Below are 21,643 nucleotides of genomic sequence, written 5' to 3'. Positions count from 1 at the left end.
GTTTGTACAGCTATTTCTCCACTTTTAGCGGCCTACGAAGAGGTAGTTGCACTCTGTACATTTATTTTCACGAAATTCCACTGAACCGCCACGGTTCACAATTTTTAATTGTACTCAATACACTTATACTCTAGAATCGGCCCTTAACGCACCAAATAGCTGTAGTAAATACAACTACGTTCAATTCAAGCGTTCAAATAATTATCTCCATGCGGATCACCTGCACGTTCTCTGCACTGCGGCGTGATAGCGGGGGGAACAACCCACTTTTGAAAGCAAATTTAAGGGATGCTCTTTAGCAGCAAAGGGCGCACGTGACAACTCTAAATTTGTAATATGTACAGTTTCGATTGGCGGGCCTGCACAAAAGGCTGCTCCAAATTAGGGATGGCTGTACGCCAATCATTATCCGGAACAGCCTATTAAGTTTACACGAGGTCTGCCTGATATTTGCCCCGGCTTCAGCATCAAAGGATGCGGCTGCTTCTGCCTGCTGCCTTACTCCCCAATACAGCCTGAGCTTCCTCACTGCTCTCCAGGCTGCCGAGCAGCTTTCGTAAATACGGCAAAAGCTGCGGCCGCAACTCTTCACGCTGCAGCCCTATTTCCATGGTGGCCTGAATGTACCCGAACTTGTCGCCAATATCATAACGTTTGCCCTGCAGATCTAAGGCTAACAGCCCTTCATTCCGGCACACTTCATGCAAAGCATCCGTCAGTTGATATTCACCGCCAGCTCCGCGCTCAAGTCTAGCCAGCACCGAAAAGATCGAAGGCTGCAAAATGTACCGGCCCATAATCGCATATTCCGAAGGCGCGGCCTGCGGCACAGGCTTCTCCACCAGTCCGCTTACGGCATGCACACCGTCTATGGAACCTCCTGAAGCAATGATCCCGTATTTGCTGACTTCCTGCCTTGGCACCCGCTGAACACCGACAATCGTCTTCTCCGCCTGCTCATACAGCTTCATCATCTGCGAGAGTGCCGGGGGCTCGGACACCATAATGTCATCACCGAGCAGCACCGCGAACGGCTCATCTCCGATAAATTGCTCTGCACAATGAATGGCATGACCCAGCCCCAGCGGTTCTTTTTGCCGGATGTAATGAATGCTTGCCAGCTCGCTGATTCCCTGCACCTCGCGGAGCAGGTCCAGTTTTCCTTTCTCCAGCAAGGTCTGCTCCAGCTCCACCGATTTGTCAAAATGATCCTCAATCGATTTTTTGTTACGGCCGGTTACGATAATAATACTCTCAATACCGGAGCGGACCGCTTCCTCTACGATGTATTGAATCGCCGGCTTATCCACAATGGGCAGCATTTCCTTCGGCTGGGCCTTGGTAGCCGGCAGGAAGCGCGTGCCCAGACCGGCCGCGGGTATCACAGCTTTTCTGATTTTCACGTTGGATCGCTCCCTTCGTTATTTGTTAAGTGGAGCCATTCTGCGCTCCCGCACATCCTGCTGCTTTTTGCCGCCATAGAACTCCTGGACGATATAGAGTGGACGGCCCTTGGACTCATCATAAATCCGGCCGACATATTCACCGAGAATGCCCAGCATAATAAGAACGAATCCGTTAAAGGTCAAAGTAATCCCGATCATCGACGCCCAGCCCTTAACGGCCTCGTCCGTAAAGAGCACCAGGTACAGCACATACATAAGGTAGAGAAACCCGGAAGCGGACAGCAACGCTCCCAAGTATCCCGCCAGCTTCAGCGGTTTGTAGGAAAAGGATGTGATGCCGTCCAGAGACAGCTTGAGCATCCGCTTGAGGGGATATTTGGTTTCTCCCGCCAGCCGTTCATCGCGTTCATATTCGATCGCCTTTTGACGAAAGCCCACCCAGCTGACGAGGCCGCGTACAAAACGGTTTTTCTCCGGCAGACGTTTCAGCTCATCGCAGACCTTGCGGTCAATGAGCCGGAAATCTCCGGTATCCACCGGGATCGAGATGTCCGTTGAGTAGCGCAGCACTCTGTAAAAGGCGCTTGCCGTCCACTTTTTGAACAAGGACTCGCCGCGGCGTTTGATGCGCTTGGCGTATACAACCTCATAACCTTGCTTCCATTCTGTGATCATGTCCAGAATCAGCTCCGGCGGGTCCTGCAAATCGGCGTCGATAATGACCACCGCATCGCCCAGTGCATAATCCATACCCGCGGTTATCGCGATCTGATGCCCGAAATTCCGCGAAAGGTCGATCAGCTTCACACTTTCATCCCAGTAGCTGTATTCTTCAATCATTTGCGCACAGTTGTCAGTACTGCCGTCATTGACGAAGAGCAGTTCATACGGCTCACCTGTCGTTCCCATCACTTTTTTGATCCGGCGGTATGTCTCCTGAATCACTGCCTCTTCATTAAACATCGGTATAATTATGGAATAGCGCACGTTGTAGCCCATGAGCAGCTCCTCCTCAAATTGTAGTGATGAAGCGCGCCGGACAAATAATGCGGCGCGCTTCACGTATATCCGGCAAACAGAACTAGTTCAGGGTGATCTCGTACAAGGTTCCGCCATTGCTGCCTGTTACTGTACCTTGCCAATCGGCTGACGGCACCTCTGTACCGTTCTCGGTAATCCATCTAGTGATATCGGAATTGCCGCCGCGTCCGCCGCCCATACCGCCGCTGGTAACGAGGAAGTATTTCACTTTGCCGCTCTCTACCAGGGCCTTCAGGGTGTCGGTCGTATAAGGCACATCCGAACTGTTGAACCCGTTCAGGATCACAACCGATTCACCTTCGTCGATAATGTAAGGGCCTGCCGTTCCGTAATCCATAGCGGCGAACAAATACTCCTCGCCGGTATTATGCTCCTTCAGGTAGGTCAGCAGAGTCTCGTTCACACCGGCGGTACTGTTTCTGCCGCCTCCAGCTCCAGCTCCACCTGGGCCCATGCCTCCGCGGCTTTCACTGCTGTCAGGTCCTGCTGCCGGGGTCATGCTGTTCAAGCCATAGGTGATCGGTGTAAATGCCCAATAAAGCGGACCGATCAACAGTACGAGCAGACCGGCGATGGCTGCAGCTTGGGCAAATGGCCTTCTGTTATCTTTAACTATTCGAAGAATCAAGAGCAGAAGGGCGGCAATCATTCCTGCTGCCAGAACCCCAATCGCCCAGCCCTTGCCGATGGTGTCGTCATAAGGATGAATAATGTACCATTCAAAAACCGCTGTTGTGAGAACTGCCGGCGGCAGCAGCCAGGAAAGCCAGGTTGAACGTTCCTTGTAATAGCTCCACAGCTGGGACCAGCCTGCTCCAGCCAGCGTAGCAATCGGCGGTGCCATCATAATCAGGTAATATTGATGGAAGAATCCGGCGATGCTAAAGAATCCCATGACCGGCACCAGCCAAGCCAGCCAGAACAGTGCTTCCCTATGCTTCTGCGTGAAGTTTGTTCTGCGCAGGCTGGCAAAGATACCGATGCACCCGAACAATACGAATGGCAGTAGCCAACTGGCTTGACCAGACAGAGCGGACTGGAACAGCCGCAGGGGACCAGCTGTCCCCGTATTGAACATTCCGCCACCTCCGCCGTTCATGCCGCCGCGATTGCCTTGGTCCCCGTCGCCGCCGAACTGCCGTCCTCCATCATCCGTTCGACTTCCCGGTGCCTGCCCTGGCATTCCTCCATCCTCGGAGGATTGGCCTCCGGTGGCTGAGCCGTCGGTTTGGCCCGGAGCTGTTCCCCGGCCGTCAATTTGTTCGCCGTCAGCTCCATTCATCGCCGGCATCTCACCATTTAACGCCGGCATCCCACCGTTCATTGCCGGCATCTCACCGTTCATCCCAGGCATCCCACCGTTCATTGCCGGCATCTCACCGCCACTGCCGAACATTCCGCCGCCAGTACTGCGGTCGCCGGTTAAACGGGATACCCCGTTATATCCAAAGGCCAGATTTAATACAGAGTTGGTACCGCTGCTGCCCATATAGGGCCGTTTACTCGCTGGAATGGAATCGACAATGACGGCCCAGGAGAGTGAAACCGCCAGAAGTACTGCGGTGCAGGCTGCCAAAACCCCGGTTTTTTTCTTCCAGTTCACTTTGCCGGCCAGAATATAAAAGAGATAAAATGCCGGTAAAACCATATATGCCTGCAGCATCTTCTCATTGAAGGCAACTCCAATTAGCCCAAATGCAGCGAGAAGACTGCCGATTCTATTCGTCTTTGTTCCTTTGAACAAAAACCATGCTGCCAGCAGCAGCGTGAACACCAGCATGGCATCAATATTGTTCGTCCGGCTGACAGCAGCGGCTACCGGCGTGGAAGCCATGGCCAGTGCCGCCAACCGTGCTGCGGTTCTGCCGAAGGTTGGCTTGACCATCAGGTATACGAGAAGCACTGACCCTACACCGCCAAGTGCCTGAGGCAGGATGACGCTCCAGCCATGCAGCCCGAAGATCAGGGCGCTGACCGTCTGAATCCAGAATGTAACCGGCGGCTTATCCACCGTTACTGAACCTGCTGAGTCAAGCGATGCGAAGAAGAAATTGTGAAAGCTCTGCATCATGCTGCCCACCGCAGTGGTATAGTACGTATTTACATATTGATCATTCCAGATTCCATAGCCGTACAGAAACGCTGCAAGCAGCAAGATGCACAGCAGCACAACATCTGAATCCAGCTTCTTAAGCAGTCTCATCTTTCTCCACTCCCATTCCTCTATAACTCAATCATTCCGGCAGTGCTCTGCCCCCCGGCCCAATCTTTGATTAGCTGTATTATTGCATCCGTACCTTAACTCATAATGAAATGTGGCTGAATGTTTGCTGAAAGCCAGGAGAGCGGCATAGCCTTCCTAATAACGCAGGCTTCCGGGTGCTGGCTGTACTTGGTATCGCGCCGAAGGATTCTTTTCTGCGAGTAATACAAAAAAAGCCCCGGAATCCAGGGCTTCGTCTAAAGACTGCTATGTACATAAATGCAGCAGATTGCATAAACCGCAAAACCATAATTACGTGATTTGTATTCTAAACCGAACGTCCTAATGCAGCCAGCTTGTTTACCGTATTCCAATTGCGGGCAGTAATAGGCGTCCCGAGAAGCTTGTCCAGCTGAACCTTAAACAGCGGCGATTGGCTCACACTCACCTCATACAGCGTGTACATCTCCTTGCCTGTTACCCGCACCTTATCCGCTCCATCCTCGTAGGGACGCAGCTTCTCCAGTGCCTCTGCCGTAGGTTCATCAGCCAGAAAGGAGACATACAGCCGCTTGAACTCGTCAGCTTCCGTAAGCTGAAATGGGTTGCCCGCAATCGCTGCTTCCAGCTCTTCCAGACTGCGGATAATTACGGATACGTCAAAACCAAAGGTCTCCCGGATCTGCTCTCCGATCACTGCAGCAAGCTGGTGGCCTGACCCCTCCGCGCTTTCAAATACAACATTGCCGCTCTGGATATAGGTGCGGACATGCTCAAAGTGCAGTGCCTGGAACATGCTTTTCAAATCCTGCATTTTAATGATTTTGTTGCCGCCGACATTAATGCCGCGCAGCAGCGCAATATATGTAGTCATAGCACACCTCTTCCATAGGTAATTCAAATGGCCGAACTCTTGCTCAGACGTTTGCGGATTTCCCGGACAAGCTGCTCCTTCTCCTGCACAGGAACACCCTCAACAAGGCGCGCCGCCGCTACGGGCAGAATCCAACCGTCTATTGCGGCATAGGATTGCCCCGACAATGCGAGGTATTCCCGGATATATCCTTTGGTAAGCCTTTGTCTCATAAAACCTATAACGAATTTAGCCATCTGGGAGGCTCCTGGTGGCATAGCGCCCATACTAAAGAGAAGCACCGAACGCGCCGCATCACCGGCAGGATTCCCCATGATACCGGTCATCCAGTCGATGATCCAGACTTGTTCATTGATAAGCACATTGTCGGGGTGAAAGTCTCCATGGCACAGCTTATTCCCCTCTGGAAGTCCTTCCAGGTGGTCCAGCACTGCCGACTTCTCCTCCATGGTGAGCATGGGTGCTGCAATAATGCTTTTTCTCAGCTCCGCCTTTTGCCGGCCAAAGTCTTCTGTTCCCTCCAACTGATGCAGGTTATTATGCAGTCTAGCCATCTGCTTGGCATATTTGCCAAGCTGCCAGGGCTGTCCGCTGATCATCCCCAGCAGGGAACGGCCCTGAATTTGCTGAAATACGATTCCTTTACGTCCGTCAATCCCGACAAGCTCCAGCGGCTCAGGAGTGCAGAAACCCTGTTCAAATACATATTTACTGACCAAATATTCCCGTTCCACATACGGCTCCGGGATGTCCCCGTTGTAGAGTTTAATGATTCTTCCTTCGCCATGCTCCCACACCTCTGCCGTGCGCCCTTTTCCAACCTGCTTCCCCTGCATCTTATGTTACGCCTCCCGTTTATTCCAAATGGATACGTTCAAAATGCTCTACGGCCGGGAATGGGCTGTAATAATGGTGCAGCAGCGCCTTCCATTGCTGATATTGCCCGGATTCCCTGAAGCCGACGGTGTGGTCCTCAAGCTTGCGCCATTTGACCAGCAGCAGATATTTGTGGTCATCCTCCAGACGGTGCTGCAGCTCATGCCCCAAATAGCCTTCTATAGAAGCAATTAACGGAGACGCCTCCTTAAAGCTTGCTTCAAATTGACTTGTCATTCCCGGTTTCACCTGAAGCATTGCCGCTTCTAGTATCATTCGATCCACTCCTTGAGATAGATTAGATGGCTATTCAATGCTACAATGCATCGCGGAAAAATTCATGATAGAAATTAATAATCACCAGAAGCACCGCCAGTGACTCATTGACGCTGCCTACCTCCAGCGCATGATTGGCATCGTCGATCCTGTATACCCTGATGTTCTGCAGTCCGGTGATCTCAGCGGAATGCTGTTCATTGAACAGCGGATCGCTGCCGCCGTAGATCATGCTGCCCCGGCTCTGCTTTATCCAGGGAATGGAGTCTACAAGCGGTGTCAAATAAAGATGGGAGGTTTTCTGCTGGACACCCATTTCAGCCGCCACTCTTCCGGCTATGACGGTACCCATGCTTTTACTGATGAACAGCAGCTGTTCATATTCGGGAAGTGCAGGAAGCGCAGCAATCGCCGCCTTGCATTCCTCTATAACGATATCCATGTCTTCGCGCTTAAAGTCCGCCCGTGCACTCTGATAGCCGTACTCCAACAGCAGCAGATCACAGCCATGTTCCCGGGCCACCTTGGCCGCATAATCGAGCAGGGAGCGCTCCACGGAATAATCCTTCCCCGGAAAGACGACAGCCAGTGCCTTCGCTTCGCCTTGGGCCACATATTTATGTCTGACTTCCCTGCCCCAATGTGAGGACATAACGATACGTGATACACTCATAATGCCTTCTCCTTCCCGTTATCCGTCATCAGCCGTTCTAAACGGATTTGAAATATTTAAAGAAATCAATCGTTTCCTGCAGATCAGCCTCGTCCTGATAAATGTCCATCATCCTGCCGAGTTCAAGCGCAAAATCAACATACCCGTTGGGCTTAGCCGTAAGAATATTCCCGTCCCTGATTACATTGACCTCGTCTGATGTTTCCGCGTCCGGCAATCCTTTGGCATTCTCCGCAGCTTCCCTGCCCTCCTGATTGTCCACATAGGATCTGCCTTCCAGAACCCCGGCAGCTTTCAGCACCGTAACCCCGCCGCAAATACCCGCGACCGTTTTACCTGAAGCGTTCATGCTGCGGATCAAGGCAAGCAGACTCTCATTCGCAGCAAGCTCTCCCACTTCACCCCCAGGGATAACCAGCAGATCTATAGCGTTCACATCCATATTCCCGAGTACCGCTGACGGGTTAATAGAGAAGCCCTCACAGGAAATAACGGGCATACTGTTCAGCCCCAAGGTGTGGACCTCGCTCTGTGTCTTCATAAAATAAGCAGCCAAAACTACCTCAAACTGAACAAAGCTGTTATATACAAGTACATATGTATTCATCGTTAAGCTAACAGCCCCTTCCACCTTTACGGTCGCAAACATCCTATTCTCTATGACTATCATTATAGCTATCTTCCCTGCAGCTGGGAAATCACAAAAAAAACCCGGCCCGGGAGGAGGTGGATTTCAAGCTTTTCAGATCCGGCACTACGGCTGCGGGGCTGTCTGCTTGCGGCTCGCTTTTCTGGACATAAACTCGGCAACAATCCATAAGAGCAGCGGAATGACCACCTGAAACGGCAGGGCATAAATTTTGTAAATATGGTAGGCAAAGTATTGCATTTGAAGAATATCCTTGTAGATAAAGACAGACATATAGACCATGATCAGGCCCATCTGCATCACAACGGAACGGTAGCTCTTCAGCTTAAAAACTTTAGCTACCCCATTACTGGCTACATACAGACACAAACTCGTTTTAATGAACAGCGCAGTTACAAAAGTAATGGAGGAGGAGCCTTCGATTCTGGTGAGAAAATCCCCCACATTAATTCTGCTCACCGCGACATAAGAGGGGAAATACAGGCTGGATAAAATCTCGGGACCCAGCACCAGCAAATTCCGCAAAGTAACGAAGAGCATAATGATTCCTGCAATCAGCAGGCTGCTGAGCAGCACGCGAAACGCTGAACCTTTCTTCGGGAGCACACTAAACGCGCCGAGAAAAATAACAATTTCGCCAAACGGAAAGGTAAAAGAGCCTATTGCATCTGTAAAGACAGGTCCCCAGCCGCTTTCCAGCAGCGGTTTCAAATAATGGAACTCATACTTGGGAATGGAAAGCAGCTGTGCTAAGGCAGTCGCCATTATTGTAAACAGCAGCAGAAATTTGGCGCTTCTCCCAAGCACCTCAAGTCCCGCGTTCACCACCCAAATGCAGAGGAGGACGATGATCAGCATCGGTGCTAACATTGGTGTCGAGGTTAAGGCTACCGTCTTGCTGAATTCCCCGAAATTCCGCAGCACAAGCGATCCCAAATGCAAGGAATACCAGATATACAGGCAGGAAAACAACCTCCCGAATATAGAGCCGAACACCGCATGCAGCATGTCATACAGATCCTTGCCCGGGAAAAGTTTATGGAGCCTCGCGTAGAGAAGCATAAGCGGGACCGCCAGCACAATGGCAAAAATCAGCCCGATCCAACTGCTGTTGCCGGATTGCCCCGAGACTCCCATGAACAGCGAACTGCCGATAATAAACAGGATCGCTATGCTGATCGACTGTCCCGCCGGTACGATTTCCTTGCTCATGTCTTCCCCCTCCTTTCAGGAGTGCATTCTAGAACAGCTTTTTAATCAAATAAACGATCGGCTCTGAGGGACTGGGAATTTCCCAATGCATCGACAAGGCAAAAGCAAGGGAGAAGGAGATCAGGCACAGCGCGGAGCAAACGTACAAATCCCGCCTCTTCCCTTGCTTGAGCAGACCATAGGGGTCAACCAGCACGACAACAGCATACATAAGCACTACATAAATGACCATGCTAATCCCCCAGCTTAATCGCCCGTGTTGTTTTGGCAGTGCTCTGAATGATCACCTTGGAGCTGACGTCGACATCCAGATTGACAAATTCATCCGGCCATTGCTTGCGAAGCTTAGTCCAAGTCTTAGGCAGATGCTCATGAACAGCTTCGCCAAAGCCAAAGATATCGGCATGGTATTTCTGCTGCGCCTTATGAATTACCGAGAGTATCTCCTTTTGCAAATTCTCGCCTGCACGTTTTTCAATGGCCGCTATGCTTTCGTTGCCGGATAAACCCTCTGCAGTCATCACCTCATCCAGCCCGGTATGCGTCACTGTATTGATCTGTATATGAACTTTACCATCTATCATTGTAGGCCTGACTTTCGTCCTGCTTGATAAAATTTCAAGGGAATAAGCCGGTGTCCCCTGCATATTATTCACCTCCAGTACACCACCTTTTATATCATTTTTGGCGAAAAGCATGCTTTTTGCCTCTTTCCCGTTCAATTTCCCGACCATTATATCCTTTACAAATACTGCTGCTCCATCTACACGCTCATTTTTCTTCCCGTTCTTCTCATTGATATACACCAGCGGTGCGACGGCACTATAACCTGAGGTCTCCAGCTTGTCGATGAAATCCCAGATTTCCACAACCGGAGCGCTGCCGAGATACTTTTCATCACGCATCATCTGTGCCAGTTCAAAGGACATAATGGCCTCTGTTGTACTGTTCAGGTTAATTATCTCCCGTGCATTTATCTGTTCGGATACAAAAATAAAAACATCGGACCGGGTCTCTGTATCCCTGCTGTACCAGTCTATCGCTTTGATCAAGCCTTCCCGCGCAACCTCTTCACTGAAAATAATCACCTTGGCGTGACTCCATAACAGCTTCTTGCCAGTCGTCGATATCATATCGCGGGCAATTTCAAATATAGTATTTCCTGTGAAACTAAGCGTCTTGAAGCCTGTCTGATTCTGCTGAAGCCCACCCTGAGTGTCCACCATTTCCACTGTCATCTGCAGCTTGCCGTCCGCCTTGTTCCTGTCGATGGCAACACCGGCTACGATGGACATATCATCAATTTCGGTATAATTCCAGCAGCCCGGCATGATAAGCAGGAGCATTGCAGAGAGCAGCGCCAACAGCATTTTTTGTCCCCTGTTCATAAACGCTTAACCGGTTTCTTGGGTGGCTTCCGCTTCATGTTGCGCGCCCCGATGATCGCCGGACGCAAATACATGTCCCACCAGGGTGCACGGATGGCGGTGTCCTTGATATCCTGCGGCCGGATCGAGCCCACCCCGAGCATATAGGGAACTCCGAAGGAGCGCAGGCTCATCAAATGGATGACCAAACCGAGCAAACCGAAGAAATAGCCGTAGATTCCAAAAAGGAAACTCATCAGCAGCAAAAGGACCCGGACTACGATTAACGGTCCGGTGAGCCGGGGATTCAGCAGGGTGGTAATCCCGGTAAGGCCCACAACAATGACCATCGGGGCACTGACGATCCGCGCATCCACCGCAGCCTGGCCCAGCACCAGCGCGCCTACAATGCTAACCGCCTGGCCAATGGAATTGGGAATCCGCGCCCCCGCTTCACGCAGAATCTCAAAGATGGTCAGCATAAGAATTGCCTCAACTATTGTGGGAAAGGGTACCGATAATCGTGCGGTGGCAATGCTTAGCAACAGCAATGTAGGAACCATCTCCTGGCTGTAAGTAACAAGTGCGACATAAAGCGCAGGAATACTGATGGACATGAAGGCTCCCATCACTCTGAGCAAACGGTTGAACGTAGAAAACATATAACCGATATAATAATCCTCACTGGCCTGAAAATTCTCTACAAAAACATAGGGCAGCGTCAGGGCAAACGGACTTCCTTCAATCAGCAGGGCAATTCTGCCCTCCATGATCTTGCCCACCACCGAATCCGGCCGTTCCGTACTGCCGATCATCTCAAAAGGCGAATACGGTTCATCACGAATCAGCTCGGCCAGATAGCCGGTATCCAGCAAATGGTCGAGCTGCACCCTCGCAAGCCTTACATGCAGCTCCTTGAGAATATCCGGTGAAGCAAGGCTTTCCATATAGCAGATACAGACCTGGGTTTTAGACCGGGTACCGATGTCGGTAAATACAAACTTCAAATCGGAATTCTGCACTCTGCGGCGGATCAGGGTCAGGTTGGTCATCAGCGATTCATTGAAGCCTTCCCTTGGGCCCCGGACCGCTTTGTCGGTCGTAGGTTCTTCAATAGCGCGGGTCTGCCAGCCTTGGGCATTAATATTCAGCGCACCGGCGTATCCGTCCAGCAGAAATACCGTTTTCCCTCCGACTATCGCCCCTATTAATTCATCCAAATCTGTAGAGACCATAATGTCACTGATATTAATAATCTGAAGGCGGATTAGTTCCATAAGCTCTGCCGGGGTTCCCAGATCCTTGTCCGGGAATTGATGAGTCATCAGCGGTTTGGTAATTCCATTTTGAATCAAATCCCGGTCGGTCATCCCATCCACATAAATCAGACCACAGCGGATCCGCGTGTTATTTGTATTCTCAATAATCCGCACTCTCAGTGTCCCGTCGTTGCTGAAGATACGCCGGAATAGAGCCACCGTCTCATCCAATGAGGGACTGAGCGGCTGGGAAGAAGCTATTTTGCCGGAAGAACGGTCGCGTGTTTCCACAGCCTCTGTATTCTTCACAGTATTCACTCCCGTCACTATTCTTTTGATCTGATTATCCCCCGACACTCTAACTCCTATTCCCCAACTTTTTGCTGTAGAGGAAATTATGAGCTTGTCTCTCACAAGTGGAAACGGCTTCGCCGTCCTCAAAAGGAGGGTTTCCGTTTCAGCGAGAAATAGAAGGATAATTTATAGCGTGAAGCCTATAAATTCTTATATTTGCAAAAAAAGAAGCCGCGGCTGCGGCTCCTTCTTGAAGAGTGTGCTATGTAGTTAATTGATAAATGTGTTGCGCACTCGGCGCGACCGTATAAAGTAAGGAATCCATACCAGGAGTAGAACCATGCTTCTGCCAATACTTTGCACGTCCGGATCCTCTCCGAACTCGGCAAGCAGCGGAATATTGGTGAGCAGCACGTAATCAACGATATGAAACAGCGTGTTGGCGGCATAAAAAAGGATCATCCAACGCGGAAAAGAAGCCTTTTTGCGGTACATCAACACGACCAGAAAAGCAGCAAATAAAAGAAAGACAACGTTGCCTGCCAATTCGAAAATCAATGTCGGCTTCCATAGCGGGTCATAAACGTTAGAATCCGGTGAAGTAAGTATATCCCATACCTCTCCGCCAAGCGTTGTGAAGAAAAAATGAATTACAGATAAAATCAAAGTAAAAATAGTAAGAAAAAGTCCAATCTGCACAAGCACCAGCCAGCCGCCAATCCCCTTCGGCTCATTGGACATCAGCTTCATCCCGCGTTTATCGGGTATCAATGTTCCCAAACCACATGCCCCCTCTGTTATAATTCATTGTAATGATCTGAAGATACTACTGCCTACGTAAGCTTAAGGAGCCGTTATGACACCATTTACAGAGAAGGTTATTTGTATTATTCAATCCATCCCCGAGGGGAAGGTTATGACCTATGGCGGGATCGCCCGTGCAGCAGGAAGCCCCAGGGCGGCCCGGCAGGTCGTGCGCATTCTCCATTCCATGAGCCGCAAATACAAGCTGCCTTGGCATAGAGTTGTTAATTCCCAGGGCAAAATTGCACTTGCCGAAGATGAGGCAGTCTCTACACAAAGATTGTATCTGCTGGGAGAAGGCGTTCTTTTTGATGATGATGGCGTGATCGACCTGGAGTTGTTTCAGTTCCATCCGGAGCAGGACGATTATCTTTTTCCGCCTTTGGAATAAGCCTGCACACTCCCTGAGCCCAGACCATTCAGCAGGAAATACAGCGTGGCATAGATGACCAGCAGAACAGCTGCGACGAACAGGCTGAAGAAGAGCGATTGCCGGTTCAGGCTGTCAACCACCAGCTGGTAGAGCTGATGCCGGTCGGTCAGAACATCCCAGCTGTTGAGCCGGTATACCCGGCCGAGCAATACGCCATATCCGCCCAGCGCACAGGCTGCGAGGACAAAAATCCAGGAAAGCAGCAGATTGCTTCTGCGGAAGATGACGCTTTGAAATTGGTACAGGGAGAAAAAACCGGTCAGCCAGCCACTCCAGGTGAACAGCAGCAAGGTAATTAAATCGTACCAATACCGGCTCTGAACAACTCCGTCTACGAAATATATGTTTTTTCTGATCGTCAAATGCAGCAGGTCGGTCATCAGGTAGGGCGCATTCGGAAAAAACAGCAGCCATGCTATGCCAAGCGGCAGCAGCAGCAGCCCGGAAACCTTACGCTTATCCAGGCCGTAAGCGGCCATGGAGAATAAAAAGGGAATCCAGGCCAGAAAGAAGTTCCAGAGCAAAAAGTCAAAAAACGTATCGGTCCGCAGCGAGACCACACGGTAGACAGCCAGCGTCGCCAGTGACAGTCCTGCCAAAAGCATGAATACTTTAGGATAATTCAATTCCTTCATTAGGTTGCGGTCTCCTTATCAATCGTAGTGAGATCTGTTCCAGTATAGAACAGATTCATTACGTTAATTGTACAAATCTGGCAGTCATTAGTCCATTATAATATAACAGCCCGGGCAAAATGCACCCGGGCTGTTATATTATGGTGAAATTCAGCAACACAGGGATGGGCCCATGCTGTTCCCGCTGGTTCGGCAGTGCGTGCTTAAACTTCGCTGCCCAGTTTACCCGCCACTGCCGGTTTGCGGGCTCTAAAGACGCTGCGGCCCGGCGATTCTTCAAGGCCGCACAACGCGCTGCATTCCCGAAACGCCCCATGCCGGCAGCCGGCGCAGCGGACCGGATTGATCAGTTCCAGCGCTTCATTGATCGCTTCTCCAGTATGGTCAAAAAACTGCGCAGCCCCAATTCTATCGTACAGTCCCGTCTTCTTCAGCAGATCAAGCGGCTGCGGCTGAATACCGGAGATCATTAGCCTTCCTCCGTCTGCCTGCAGCTGCTTCACCAGTCCAGACAGATTGGCCTCCCCGGTGGTATCCATAAACGGCACCTTGCCCATACGCAGCAATATAATTTTTGCAAGGTCCGGTCCAAGCTCCGGCATCGTTGACTCGAATCTATAGGCTGCTCCAAAAAACAGCGGGCCTTCCACATTATAAATTCCGATTTGCGGGCAGTCATGGCTCTCCGTTACCATATGCGCCTCTACCTTGACCGACGAGGGGTCGGGCAACACCTTAGATACCAGATGCCCTTCACCCATCCGTTTCACAAACAGGACTACGGCAAGCACCAGCCCGGCCTCTACCGCAATCGTTAAATCCGCAAATATCGTTAAGAGGAAGGTAAGGAACAACACCAGGGAATCCCCGGTTTTGAGCTTCAGCAGGTGCAGAAATTCCTTGCGTTCGCTCATATTCCAGGCGACCACCATCAGGATCGGCGCCATGGCTGCAAGCGGAATGCTGGAAGCATAAGGCGCAAACAGCAGAAGAATAAGGAACACTACGACACCGTGAATCACTCCCGACAGCGGGGATGCGGCCCCGCTGCGAATGTTGGTGGCGGTTCTGGCAATTGCACCTGTGGCCGGGATGCCGCCAAACATAGGTGCGGCTATATTCGCGATACCCTGGCCGATCAGCTCACGGTTGCTGTCATGGCGGCTGCCAGTCATCCCGTCGGCTACCACCGCCGACAGCAGCGACTCAATCGCCCCCAGCATGGCGATGATAAACGCCGGACGAAGCAGCTGCCTGATCCGCTCCCAGGTGATCACCGGAAAGTGAAAACTCGGCAGCGTGTTTGGAATATCGCCGTATGCAGAGCCGATCGTAGTCACCTTGCCGCTGAAGAACAGCACCGCAACTAACGTTGCGAACAGCAACCCGATCAGCGATCCCGGCACCTTGGGTGCAAAACGCATGCCAAGCACGACAACCGCCAGACAAATGACTGCTGTCAGAACACTGTACAGATTGACCGTTGAGATATGCTGGCCGATCTCTTGCATGTTGTCCACGAAGCTCTCATGCCGCTCCATATCCTTCAGGCCGAGGAAATTGGCAATCTGCCCGCTGAAGATAATGACGGCAATCCCTGCCGTAAAGCCGATGGTTACCGGCTTCGGGATAAACTTGATCAGAACTCCCAGCCTCAGCAGCCCCATAACGACGAGGATGACTCCGGCCATCATTCCTGCAATCAGCAGGTTCTCGTACCCGTACTCCATGGCGATCGCGAACAAAATGGGTATAAAGGCTCCCGTAGGTCCGCCAATCTGAAATTTCGAACCTCCGAATAAGGAGATTAGTATACCTGCGACAATGGTTGTATAAATCCCGTACTCCGGCTTCACGCCCGAGGCAATAGCAAAAGCCATCCCAAGCGGGATGGCAATAACGCCGACGATCGTCCCTGAAATGATATCCTTACGCAGAGAAGCAATGCTGTAGCCTTTAAAGCGGCCCCACCCTGTCATCATCTAACCTTCTTTTCTTTGAATATCTGATTATTTGAATATAAGAGCAACATTACTCCTGCCTGCCGCTCTTGTCAACGGGAAATCCGCCCCCGGATGGTCCGGGGTTATTCGCTGCGGATGCCCTCCAGGAGTGAAATGGCATTCACGAGATGGTTATCGAATATCTGTCTGGCCACCGCCAGCAGGTCTTTAATCAGGGGGTCGCGCAGAGAATAAATGACGGTGGTTCCTTCTTTTACACTGGCTACTACATTCTTGGCGCGGAGTACAGCAAGCTGCTGGGATACGGCGGAGCCTTCCGAGCCGAGAATCGCCTGCAGTTCGTTCACATTCTTCTCGCCTTCGCTCAGCAGCTCCAGGATGCGGATCCGCATCGGATGAGCCAGCGCCTTGAAAAATTCTGTCTTAAATTGCTGAATATCGCTGTTCATTGGACTTCTGCTCCTCATAGCTTTACTTCAAATCTATTGTTATCTTAGCTCATTTCTTGTGCAGTGGCTATGCCGGCAGTAAATTGCATGCCGTATACGGCTGCAGCACCCCGCCCCGCTTACAAGAATACGGGATACATCCCCAGCTCTCCGGTCCGGATCTCCACATAGCCGCCCAGCGCCATCGGCTCACCCAGGCATTCGAACATGATCAGGTCGCCGGCAATCCGCAGATAACCTGTTCCGTCTGCCTCAATATTCTCCAGCACCCCGGTTAAGATCATCTTATCCCCATCCATTCGGATGCCGTATTCCACGCCGCTTACAGGCACAATATCCACCCAGCGCATAAATAGCGGGGAGAGCTCAAATTCGACCTCAAGCTCCTCACCCGCTTTCACAGGATTACCATTCCATATCCCCTTGCCTTCGCCATACTCCGCAGCAAAATACACTTCGTTCTTACGGGGGCCGTTCCGTAATATTGTAATGTTCATCTCTTCCGCTCCATCATCATAGTGTTACCGTTTATTATACAGGATAGTGACCCCATTAACGATCAGGTGTAGTTCTGGGTTGCCTTATTTAGATAAGTGCTGGGATGCATCCACGGATGCTTGAAGAACTCTTTCTTGTCGCTGATCTTTTTCGAAACGCCAAGGTCATAATCAATCATGGATTTAATTTTCTTCGCGAATCCTACTCCCTTGACCAGCAGTCCCAGCTCAAAGTCATGGCAGGCGCTTCTTTCATTGATATTATAGGAGCCGTGAAAAACGGCCCGCGACCTGTGGTCATAGGTGATTTTCCAGTGGGAGAAGCGCCCCGTAAAGCTGTAGTCATAAAAAGAAACACCGTTAAGAAAAGGCTCATACATATTGCTGCGTACAGCCGCCCGGTTCGTCGGGTGGTCATTGACTTCCAGCGGATTGCATATGGCCAGATGGCAGGAACAGTCCGGGCCAAGCTCACCCAGCCGGTCCCAGAAGGCCTGATCAATCAGATAGGGGTTCACGATCACCGTCTCCTCGGCTGCATAAGTAATTAAATCCAAATAATATTGCTGGATCAGATTAACAGGGTTGCCCGGAAAACTCACGAAGAGCGTGCACTCCTCCTCACCGAATGCATAATTTATATCAGGATGGTAGAAGTCATCTTCCGGATCAAAATGATCGCCCCCAAGCAACAGCCATCTTGATTGAAAAACAGCATTCAGCGGCAACGCCGCCGCGCCCTGAATCCGGAAGCAGCCATCATGCCACTCCTCCTCACCGCTTGGAATACCCAGCGGCCGGCCGTCTACTTCTACCGGTGAAGAGGCCTCTATCGGTGTCTGATACGTATATTGATCCCCGAAGTTCAGGCTGCCGACAATCGAAGTAATCCCGTCAATGACCATGAATTTCCGGTGGTCAATGACATTGAGTCCTGTAATCTCCACATCCTCCTGTACTTTATCCTGCAGGAAGAGAATACTTTCGGATACCCCACGGGACTTCAGCTCGGCCCGTTTCTCACTCCATTCTGCCGCAGAATAATAGGAGTTGAACGTATCGAGCAGCCTGGCCCCTGCATTCTCCAGCATTGTGGAGATCTTGGAGAACTTACCCACCTCGAGATTCTTCCCATAGCCAAGTGCGGTAACCGTATAATTCACCATGATGCGGACTTCGACACCCCGTTTTAGTGCCTGCAGCAGCGCTGCCCCAATCAGATTTCCCGAATGGTCGTTAAAGAATAGCATTATGGACAGATGAATATAACGGCGCGCCTTCCCGATTTCCTCAAGGATCATTTCCAGGCACTGCGGTCCGTTCACATAAGGGTCTACCCGGTTATGACGTGTCGTCTGCGGAGCCAATATTCGAAGCTTATCTGAGTCCAGTCCGCTGACTTCAAGCGCAAGCCGTTCAAGCAGCTCCCCGCTAATACCCGGTATGCCGGACAACTGGCGAATCTCTGTAATCACTCCGCCGAGAGCCTGCCGGTGCGCACGCGCCTCCCGGCCATTCAATACATCGGCAAGCAGCTCCTGGGCCTTGTCCATTTCCTTTGCAGCCTTCAGGGAGCCACCGGATAAATAATAATTCACAACATTTATGATATCCTGCTCTACCCTGTTATCCCATTCCGCTTGCGGAAGTTTGTTGTTCATATGTAAGTCCTCCATTCCACTGCCTTCCTCTCAGGTGCACATAGGTCTCTGATCGGGCTAAGGTTAGATACCCCTCAGGATTTACTTATAAACAGCCGCTACCCGCACACGCAAATGCCTCATACAAAATCGCCTTATTTCATCCGTCAAATCGTTATGGTTGCACCGGATCAAAAAAGCTTCAGTCCCGCTATCCGTTCCACCGCTTCTGCAAGCCGCGCTTCATCGCTTACCAGCCCAACCCGCACATAACCTTCGCCATAAGCACCAAAACCCATCAGCTTAGCCTTGGCGGCTAGCTCCGGGCTGATGTCCCCATAGGCTGGCAGAAATCCATGTTCCGCAGTCAACGGCATCATCTCCATGACCGCCCGGGCCAGTTCGATGCCTGACCAGTAATCAGGATATCCGGGATCCGGCACAAGTGCTGTATCCCCCGGATTGAGGAGACACTGCACCACTTCAACCAGCCCGGTTTTCCCGCTGAACAGAATGGCGATCTCCTGCTGCGGATCCAGCTCCACTCCGTACTCCCGCTTATAAAAGCTGGCTGCAGCTTCCTTGAGATAGCTGTGGCCGCGAAACGGCGGATACCTGTGGTTCAGCGGGTTAACCGCTGCCGCCTGCAGTGCTTCTACAATGTGGGCCGGTGTAGGCATATCAGGATTCCCCTGTCCAAGATGGATCACATCATGTCCTGCGGCGGCGACAAGGCCAGCCTTGGCAACCAGCGCGGCGAAGAACTGCTTGGGCAAAGCATTCAACACATCGGAAGGCTCAAAAATATTCACTGGCAATGGTCACCCTTTCCTCAGAGGTTACTTGCTGTAATCGTCATTCATATTATAATACAAAAAAAAGAGCCTCCTGGTAGACAATGTCCTGGTGGAGTGCTCTTTTCTTCCTGGATACAGTTATTCCCTGCTGCCAATAAACTTTCGGATAAATACGATTTGACCAATGTGATAGGCATTGTGCATTGCCGCGTTGCTGATAATCTCCCACCATTCCGCCGGCACAGGAAACCCTGCCGCTTTAGCCTCAAGTCTGTCTTCCTGCAGCAGCGGCTGCCAACCAAGCAGCACCTCCAGCAGCTTCGTTCTTAACTGATCAAAGGCTGTGCCCTCCGGTATAACAAAACTGCTGTTGTTATCCTCAACCGGAGGAACAGCATCTACCCGGCCCAGATGGTATCTGGTTTGCCAGGCATTGTTCCAATACAGCAGATGCTGCGTAATTTCAGCGATACTGTTGCTGTTCCCGTCAGGCTTCCAAAAGGCTTCTTCCTCTGTTAAACCCTCAACCGCCTGCGCGAACGGAGAATACCAGCTTGGATCATTAGCATTGGCTAGTAACTGATTGGCCAGAACATCTTTTGCATGAACGATTCCCTATCCCTCCCCACTTGTTACATTGCCCTTACTGCTGCAACAGCTCGCCGTTATATACCTTCATATCCAGCGGCGCAGTCAGAAACTCGCCTGCCTTAGCGGCAAACCCCGTTAAATGCGGGCTTGTGTTATGGCTGCCTACAGCAGCTGCATCGCGCCAGGTTTCAACCATAATATATACATTCTCTTGCGCGGCATGCTTGTACAGCTCATAGGAGAGGTTGCCTTCTTCCTCATGAGTTGCTGCAAGCAGCGTCTTGGCTTCAGCCAGGAACTGCTCCTCGCGTTCAGGGTTCACTTGCATTAAAACGTGGATAATGATCATAATTTTGTTCCTCCTAATGGTTTTGTCAGAATGAACTTCATAACTCTGAAATTGGGAGCTTACGCTCTTATTTCCACTCGGCGATAGTGTCAATCGGCAGGCGGACGGATGCGTATCCTTCTCCATCCGCTTTGCCGATCGAAATCAGCATAACCGGGATGTAACGGTCTTTGTCCATACCGAAGACTTCAGCAATTTGGTCCTTTTCGAATCCGCCGATAGGGTTGGTGTCATAGCCGTGGGCACGGGCAGCCAGCATCAGCTGCATGGAAGCCAATGCACCGTCAATCATCACAGTCTCTCTGTTCACATCTGCTGGCAGTGTCGCGAAATGGCTGGCCAGACGGGTTAATTGATTCTCTTTGACATCCTGAGGCATAAGTCCGCGCTCAACAGCCGTACTGTAAATCTGTTCAGCATAATCAAAATTGTTCAAGTCGCCGAATACGGCAATAACTGCTGCGGAGGTTTCTACCTGCAGCTGATTGAAGCGGGCGATAGGAGCCAACTTGGCTTTGCCTTCCGCACTTTCGATCACGAGGAAGCGCCAAGGCTGCATGTTGACCGAGGAAGGAGCCAGTGTAGCCTCAGTTAGAATCTCGGTCATTTCCTCTTTGCTGATTTTGACGGAGGTATCATATTTGCGGACCGAGCGGCGGCCTGTAATAATAGAATTGAAATCGTTGGTTCTGGTAGCATTCATTTGTAATAATCTCCTTTATAATTGGTATATAAGTCAGGCTACAGTAAATCGATGTTTTGCTGCAGCCGGGTAAGCATATCTATAAGCACTTTGAGCTCCTGCCCTTCAAATCCGGTGAGCAATGAGCGGAGGAACCGGATCTTCTCCTCCTTGTAGGAGAGAATTTTCTCCCGTCCTTGTTCAGTGAGCGAGACCAAAGTCACCCTGTTATCAGCAGGATTGTTGCGGCGGGAGATCATGCCGTTCTCCTCCAGCCCCTTCAAATGGCGGGTGACAGCTGCAGCATCAATGTCGACTTCCTTTTGCAGCGAAATCTGGCTAATTTCTGCAACCTGAAACAGCTCGTGAAGCAGGCGGAGCCGCGTAGGGCTGATGCCTGCACAACGTTCAAACTTGGGGCTGATTCCCTTGTTCAGCGCCTGCAGCAGTTCTAATATTCGCTCTTCTTCCTCAGGCAGATGTTCAGTCAAAATTAACCCCCTTAAAGTTTTATAAGCTACACTACTGTGGATTGCTTTGTACAAGACTAGATTTAAAAAGAATACACTAACGCAAATATATTGCGCAAAATCCTTTTGATAAAAAGTAGTTTACACCGATATGTTTGACCCGTCAACTAATTTATCAATAATTATGAAAGAGGAGGCTGGA

23 protein-coding genes and 1 pseudogene are annotated in these 21,643 nt (G+C 50.9%); 1 reads left to right on the top strand and 23 read right to left on the bottom strand.

Annotated elements, in window-relative coordinates; genetic code table 11:
• Positions 1–467: 467 nt before the first annotated feature.
• From galU to NST99_RS02730, 13 genes are all read right to left on the bottom strand, one after another.
• Complete coding sequence (gene galU / locus NST99_RS02790; protein ID WP_341089594.1) at positions 468–1,403, bottom strand: UTP--glucose-1-phosphate uridylyltransferase GalU; 936 nt, start codon at positions 1,401–1,403, stop codon at positions 468–470.
• Between the two features lie 18 nt (positions 1,404–1,421).
• Positions 1,422–2,405: a glycosyltransferase family 2 protein gene (locus NST99_RS02785; RefSeq protein WP_038585510.1), complete on the bottom strand. Its 984-nt coding sequence runs from the start codon at positions 2,403–2,405 to the stop codon at positions 1,422–1,424.
• 82 nt (positions 2,406–2,487) lie between these two features.
• Positions 2,488–4,650 carry a glycosyltransferase family 39 protein gene (locus NST99_RS02780; RefSeq protein ID WP_341089591.1) on the bottom strand — a complete coding sequence of 721 codons (2,163 nt, stop codon included), beginning with the start codon at positions 4,648–4,650 and terminating at the stop codon, positions 2,488–2,490.
• Positions 4,651–4,978: 328 nt separating this feature from the next.
• Positions 4,979–5,524 carry a DUF1697 domain-containing protein gene (locus NST99_RS02775; RefSeq protein ID WP_341089588.1) on the bottom strand — a complete coding sequence of 182 codons (546 nt, stop codon included), beginning with the start codon at positions 5,522–5,524 and terminating at the stop codon, positions 4,979–4,981.
• A gap of 23 nt (positions 5,525–5,547) precedes the next feature.
• Complete coding sequence (locus tag NST99_RS02770) at positions 5,548–6,360, bottom strand: phosphotransferase family protein (protein ID WP_341089585.1); 813 nt, start codon at positions 6,358–6,360, stop codon at positions 5,548–5,550.
• A 19-nt stretch (positions 6,361–6,379) separates the two neighbouring features.
• A complete protein-coding gene (locus tag NST99_RS02765; RefSeq protein ID WP_341089584.1) occupies positions 6,380–6,676 on the bottom strand; it encodes an antibiotic biosynthesis monooxygenase family protein in 297 nt (98 codons plus the stop codon).
• A 40-nt stretch (positions 6,677–6,716) separates the two neighbouring features.
• Positions 6,717–7,349, bottom strand: a complete 633-nt coding sequence (locus tag NST99_RS02760) for a hypothetical protein (RefSeq protein ID WP_076112825.1) — start codon at positions 7,347–7,349, stop codon at positions 6,717–6,719.
• A 37-nt stretch (positions 7,350–7,386) separates the two neighbouring features.
• Positions 7,387–7,956, bottom strand: a complete 570-nt coding sequence (locus tag NST99_RS02755) for a DJ-1/PfpI family protein (RefSeq protein ID WP_341089583.1) — start codon at positions 7,954–7,956, stop codon at positions 7,387–7,389.
• A gap of 147 nt (positions 7,957–8,103) precedes the next feature.
• On the bottom strand, positions 8,104–9,210 hold the full coding sequence (locus NST99_RS02750; RefSeq protein ID WP_341089581.1) for a GerAB/ArcD/ProY family transporter: 1,107 nt from the start codon (positions 9,208–9,210) through the stop codon (positions 8,104–8,106).
• A 28-nt stretch (positions 9,211–9,238) separates the two neighbouring features.
• Complete coding sequence (locus NST99_RS02745) at positions 9,239–9,442, bottom strand: hypothetical protein (RefSeq protein ID WP_341089580.1); 204 nt, start codon at positions 9,440–9,442, stop codon at positions 9,239–9,241.
• A 1-nt stretch (position 9,443) separates the two neighbouring features.
• Positions 9,444–10,598 carry a Ger(x)C family spore germination protein gene (locus tag NST99_RS02740; protein ID WP_341089579.1) on the bottom strand — a complete coding sequence of 385 codons (1,155 nt, stop codon included), beginning with the start codon at positions 10,596–10,598 and terminating at the stop codon, positions 9,444–9,446.
• Positions 10,595–12,145, bottom strand: a complete 1,551-nt coding sequence (locus tag NST99_RS02735) for a spore germination protein (protein ID WP_341089577.1) — start codon at positions 12,143–12,145, stop codon at positions 10,595–10,597. Before NST99_RS02735 ends, NST99_RS02740 begins: the two co-directional genes overlap by 4 nt.
• Before the next feature lie 255 nt (positions 12,146–12,400).
• Entirely contained in the window at positions 12,401–12,910 is a 510-nt protein-coding gene (locus NST99_RS02730) for a DUF2569 domain-containing protein (RefSeq protein ID WP_076112829.1), read from the bottom strand.
• A 76-nt stretch (positions 12,911–12,986) separates the two neighbouring features.
• On the opposite strand from NST99_RS02730, the gene NST99_RS02725 reads away from it, so the two are divergent.
• On the top strand, positions 12,987–13,325 hold the full coding sequence (locus NST99_RS02725; protein ID WP_341089575.1) for an MGMT family protein: 339 nt from the start codon (positions 12,987–12,989) through the stop codon (positions 13,323–13,325).
• Here the strand turns inward: NST99_RS02725 and NST99_RS02720 are convergent.
• The 10 genes and pseudogenes from NST99_RS02720 to NST99_RS02675 all read right to left on the bottom strand — a co-directional run bounded on the left by NST99_RS02720 (position 13,301) and on the right by NST99_RS02675 (position 21,462).
• Positions 13,301–14,002, bottom strand: a complete 702-nt coding sequence (locus NST99_RS02720; RefSeq protein ID WP_341089574.1) for a DUF1361 domain-containing protein — start codon at positions 14,000–14,002, stop codon at positions 13,301–13,303. The two genes, NST99_RS02725 and NST99_RS02720, sit on opposite strands and share 25 nt — an antisense overlap.
• Before the next feature lie 203 nt (positions 14,003–14,205).
• Positions 14,206–15,981 carry a SulP family inorganic anion transporter gene (locus tag NST99_RS02715; protein ID WP_341089572.1) on the bottom strand — a complete coding sequence of 592 codons (1,776 nt, stop codon included), beginning with the start codon at positions 15,979–15,981 and terminating at the stop codon, positions 14,206–14,208.
• Positions 15,982–16,088: 107 nt separating this feature from the next.
• Positions 16,089–16,415 carry an ArsR/SmtB family transcription factor gene (locus NST99_RS02710; RefSeq protein WP_038585474.1) on the bottom strand — a complete coding sequence of 109 codons (327 nt, stop codon included), beginning with the start codon at positions 16,413–16,415 and terminating at the stop codon, positions 16,089–16,091.
• Between the two features lie 119 nt (positions 16,416–16,534).
• Positions 16,535–16,912 (bottom strand): hypothetical protein, encoded by a 378-nt coding sequence (locus NST99_RS02705; RefSeq protein ID WP_341089571.1) that lies wholly within the window; start codon positions 16,910–16,912, stop codon positions 16,535–16,537.
• 62 nt (positions 16,913–16,974) lie between these two features.
• Positions 16,975–18,573 carry a phospholipase D-like domain-containing protein gene (locus NST99_RS02700; protein WP_341089569.1) on the bottom strand — a complete coding sequence of 533 codons (1,599 nt, stop codon included), beginning with the start codon at positions 18,571–18,573 and terminating at the stop codon, positions 16,975–16,977.
• Between the two features lie 275 nt (positions 18,574–18,848).
• Positions 18,849–19,364, bottom strand: a pseudogene (locus tag NST99_RS02695) (aminotransferase class I/II-fold pyridoxal phosphate-dependent enzyme); the annotation flags it as partial.
• A gap of 123 nt (positions 19,365–19,487) precedes the next feature.
• The gene (locus NST99_RS02690; protein ID WP_341097530.1) at positions 19,488–19,961 is read right to left on the bottom strand and encodes a DinB family protein; all 474 of its coding nucleotides are present in this window, start codon (positions 19,959–19,961) and stop codon (positions 19,488–19,490) included.
• Positions 19,962–19,992: 31 nt separating this feature from the next.
• On the bottom strand, positions 19,993–20,289 hold the full coding sequence (locus tag NST99_RS02685; RefSeq protein WP_341089566.1) for a putative quinol monooxygenase: 297 nt from the start codon (positions 20,287–20,289) through the stop codon (positions 19,993–19,995).
• A 67-nt stretch (positions 20,290–20,356) separates the two neighbouring features.
• Complete coding sequence (locus NST99_RS02680; protein WP_341089564.1) at positions 20,357–20,992, bottom strand: nitroreductase family protein; 636 nt, start codon at positions 20,990–20,992, stop codon at positions 20,357–20,359.
• A 38-nt stretch (positions 20,993–21,030) separates the two neighbouring features.
• On the bottom strand, positions 21,031–21,462 hold the full coding sequence (locus tag NST99_RS02675; protein ID WP_341089562.1) for a MarR family winged helix-turn-helix transcriptional regulator: 432 nt from the start codon (positions 21,460–21,462) through the stop codon (positions 21,031–21,033).
• Positions 21,463–21,643 lie beyond the last annotated feature (181 nt).

The sequence above is a fragment of the Paenibacillus sp. FSL L8-0470 genome (assembly GCF_038008625.1).
Lineage (GTDB): Bacteria > Bacillota > Bacilli > Paenibacillales > Paenibacillaceae > Paenibacillus_AQ.
The sequence above is the reverse complement of the archived record's forward strand: the minus strand, read 5'-3'. Positions and strand labels throughout refer to the sequence as shown.

Coding starts and splice junctions, on each gene's coding strand:
- NST99_RS02775 (WP_341089588.1), bottom strand. CDS start 5,524: ATGACTACATATATTGCGCTGCTGCGCGGCATTAATGTCGGCGGCAAC.
- NST99_RS02725 (WP_341089575.1), top strand. CDS start 12,987: ATGACACCATTTACAGAGAAGGTTATTTGTATTATTCAATCCATCCCC.
- NST99_RS02680 (WP_341089564.1), bottom strand. CDS start 20,992: ATGAATGCTACCAGAACCAACGATTTCAATTCTATTATTACAGGCCGC.
- NST99_RS02770 (WP_341089585.1), bottom strand. CDS start 6,360: ATGCAGGGGAAGCAGGTTGGAAAAGGGCGCACGGCAGAGGTGTGGGAG.
- NST99_RS02720 (WP_341089574.1), bottom strand. CDS start 14,002: ATGAAGGAATTGAATTATCCTAAAGTATTCATGCTTTTGGCAGGACTG.
- NST99_RS02750 (WP_341089581.1), bottom strand. CDS start 9,210: ATGAGCAAGGAAATCGTACCGGCGGGACAGTCGATCAGCATAGCGATC.
- NST99_RS02755 (WP_341089583.1), bottom strand. CDS start 7,956: ATGAATACATATGTACTTGTATATAACAGCTTTGTTCAGTTTGAGGTA.
- NST99_RS02685 (WP_341089566.1), bottom strand. CDS start 20,289: ATGATCATTATCCACGTTTTAATGCAAGTGAACCCTGAACGCGAGGAG.
- NST99_RS02715 (WP_341089572.1), bottom strand. CDS start 15,981: ATGACAGGGTGGGGCCGCTTTAAAGGCTACAGCATTGCTTCTCTGCGT.
- NST99_RS02745 (WP_341089580.1), bottom strand. CDS start 9,442: ATGGTCATTTATGTAGTGCTTATGTATGCTGTTGTCGTGCTGGTTGAC.
- NST99_RS02780 (WP_341089591.1), bottom strand. CDS start 4,650: ATGAGACTGCTTAAGAAGCTGGATTCAGATGTTGTGCTGCTGTGCATC.
- NST99_RS02765 (WP_341089584.1), bottom strand. CDS start 6,676: ATGATACTAGAAGCGGCAATGCTTCAGGTGAAACCGGGAATGACAAGT.
- NST99_RS02700 (WP_341089569.1), bottom strand. CDS start 18,573: ATGAACAACAAACTTCCGCAAGCGGAATGGGATAACAGGGTAGAGCAG.
- NST99_RS02760 (WP_076112825.1), bottom strand. CDS start 7,349: ATGAGTGTATCACGTATCGTTATGTCCTCACATTGGGGCAGGGAAGTC.
- NST99_RS02705 (WP_341089571.1), bottom strand. CDS start 16,912: ATGAACATTACAATATTACGGAACGGCCCCCGTAAGAACGAAGTGTAT.
- NST99_RS02740 (WP_341089579.1), bottom strand. CDS start 10,598: ATGAACAGGGGACAAAAAATGCTGTTGGCGCTGCTCTCTGCAATGCTC.
- NST99_RS02710 (WP_038585474.1), bottom strand. CDS start 16,415: ATGAACAGCGATATTCAGCAATTTAAGACAGAATTTTTCAAGGCGCTG.
- NST99_RS02785 (WP_038585510.1), bottom strand. CDS start 2,405: ATGGGCTACAACGTGCGCTATTCCATAATTATACCGATGTTTAATGAA.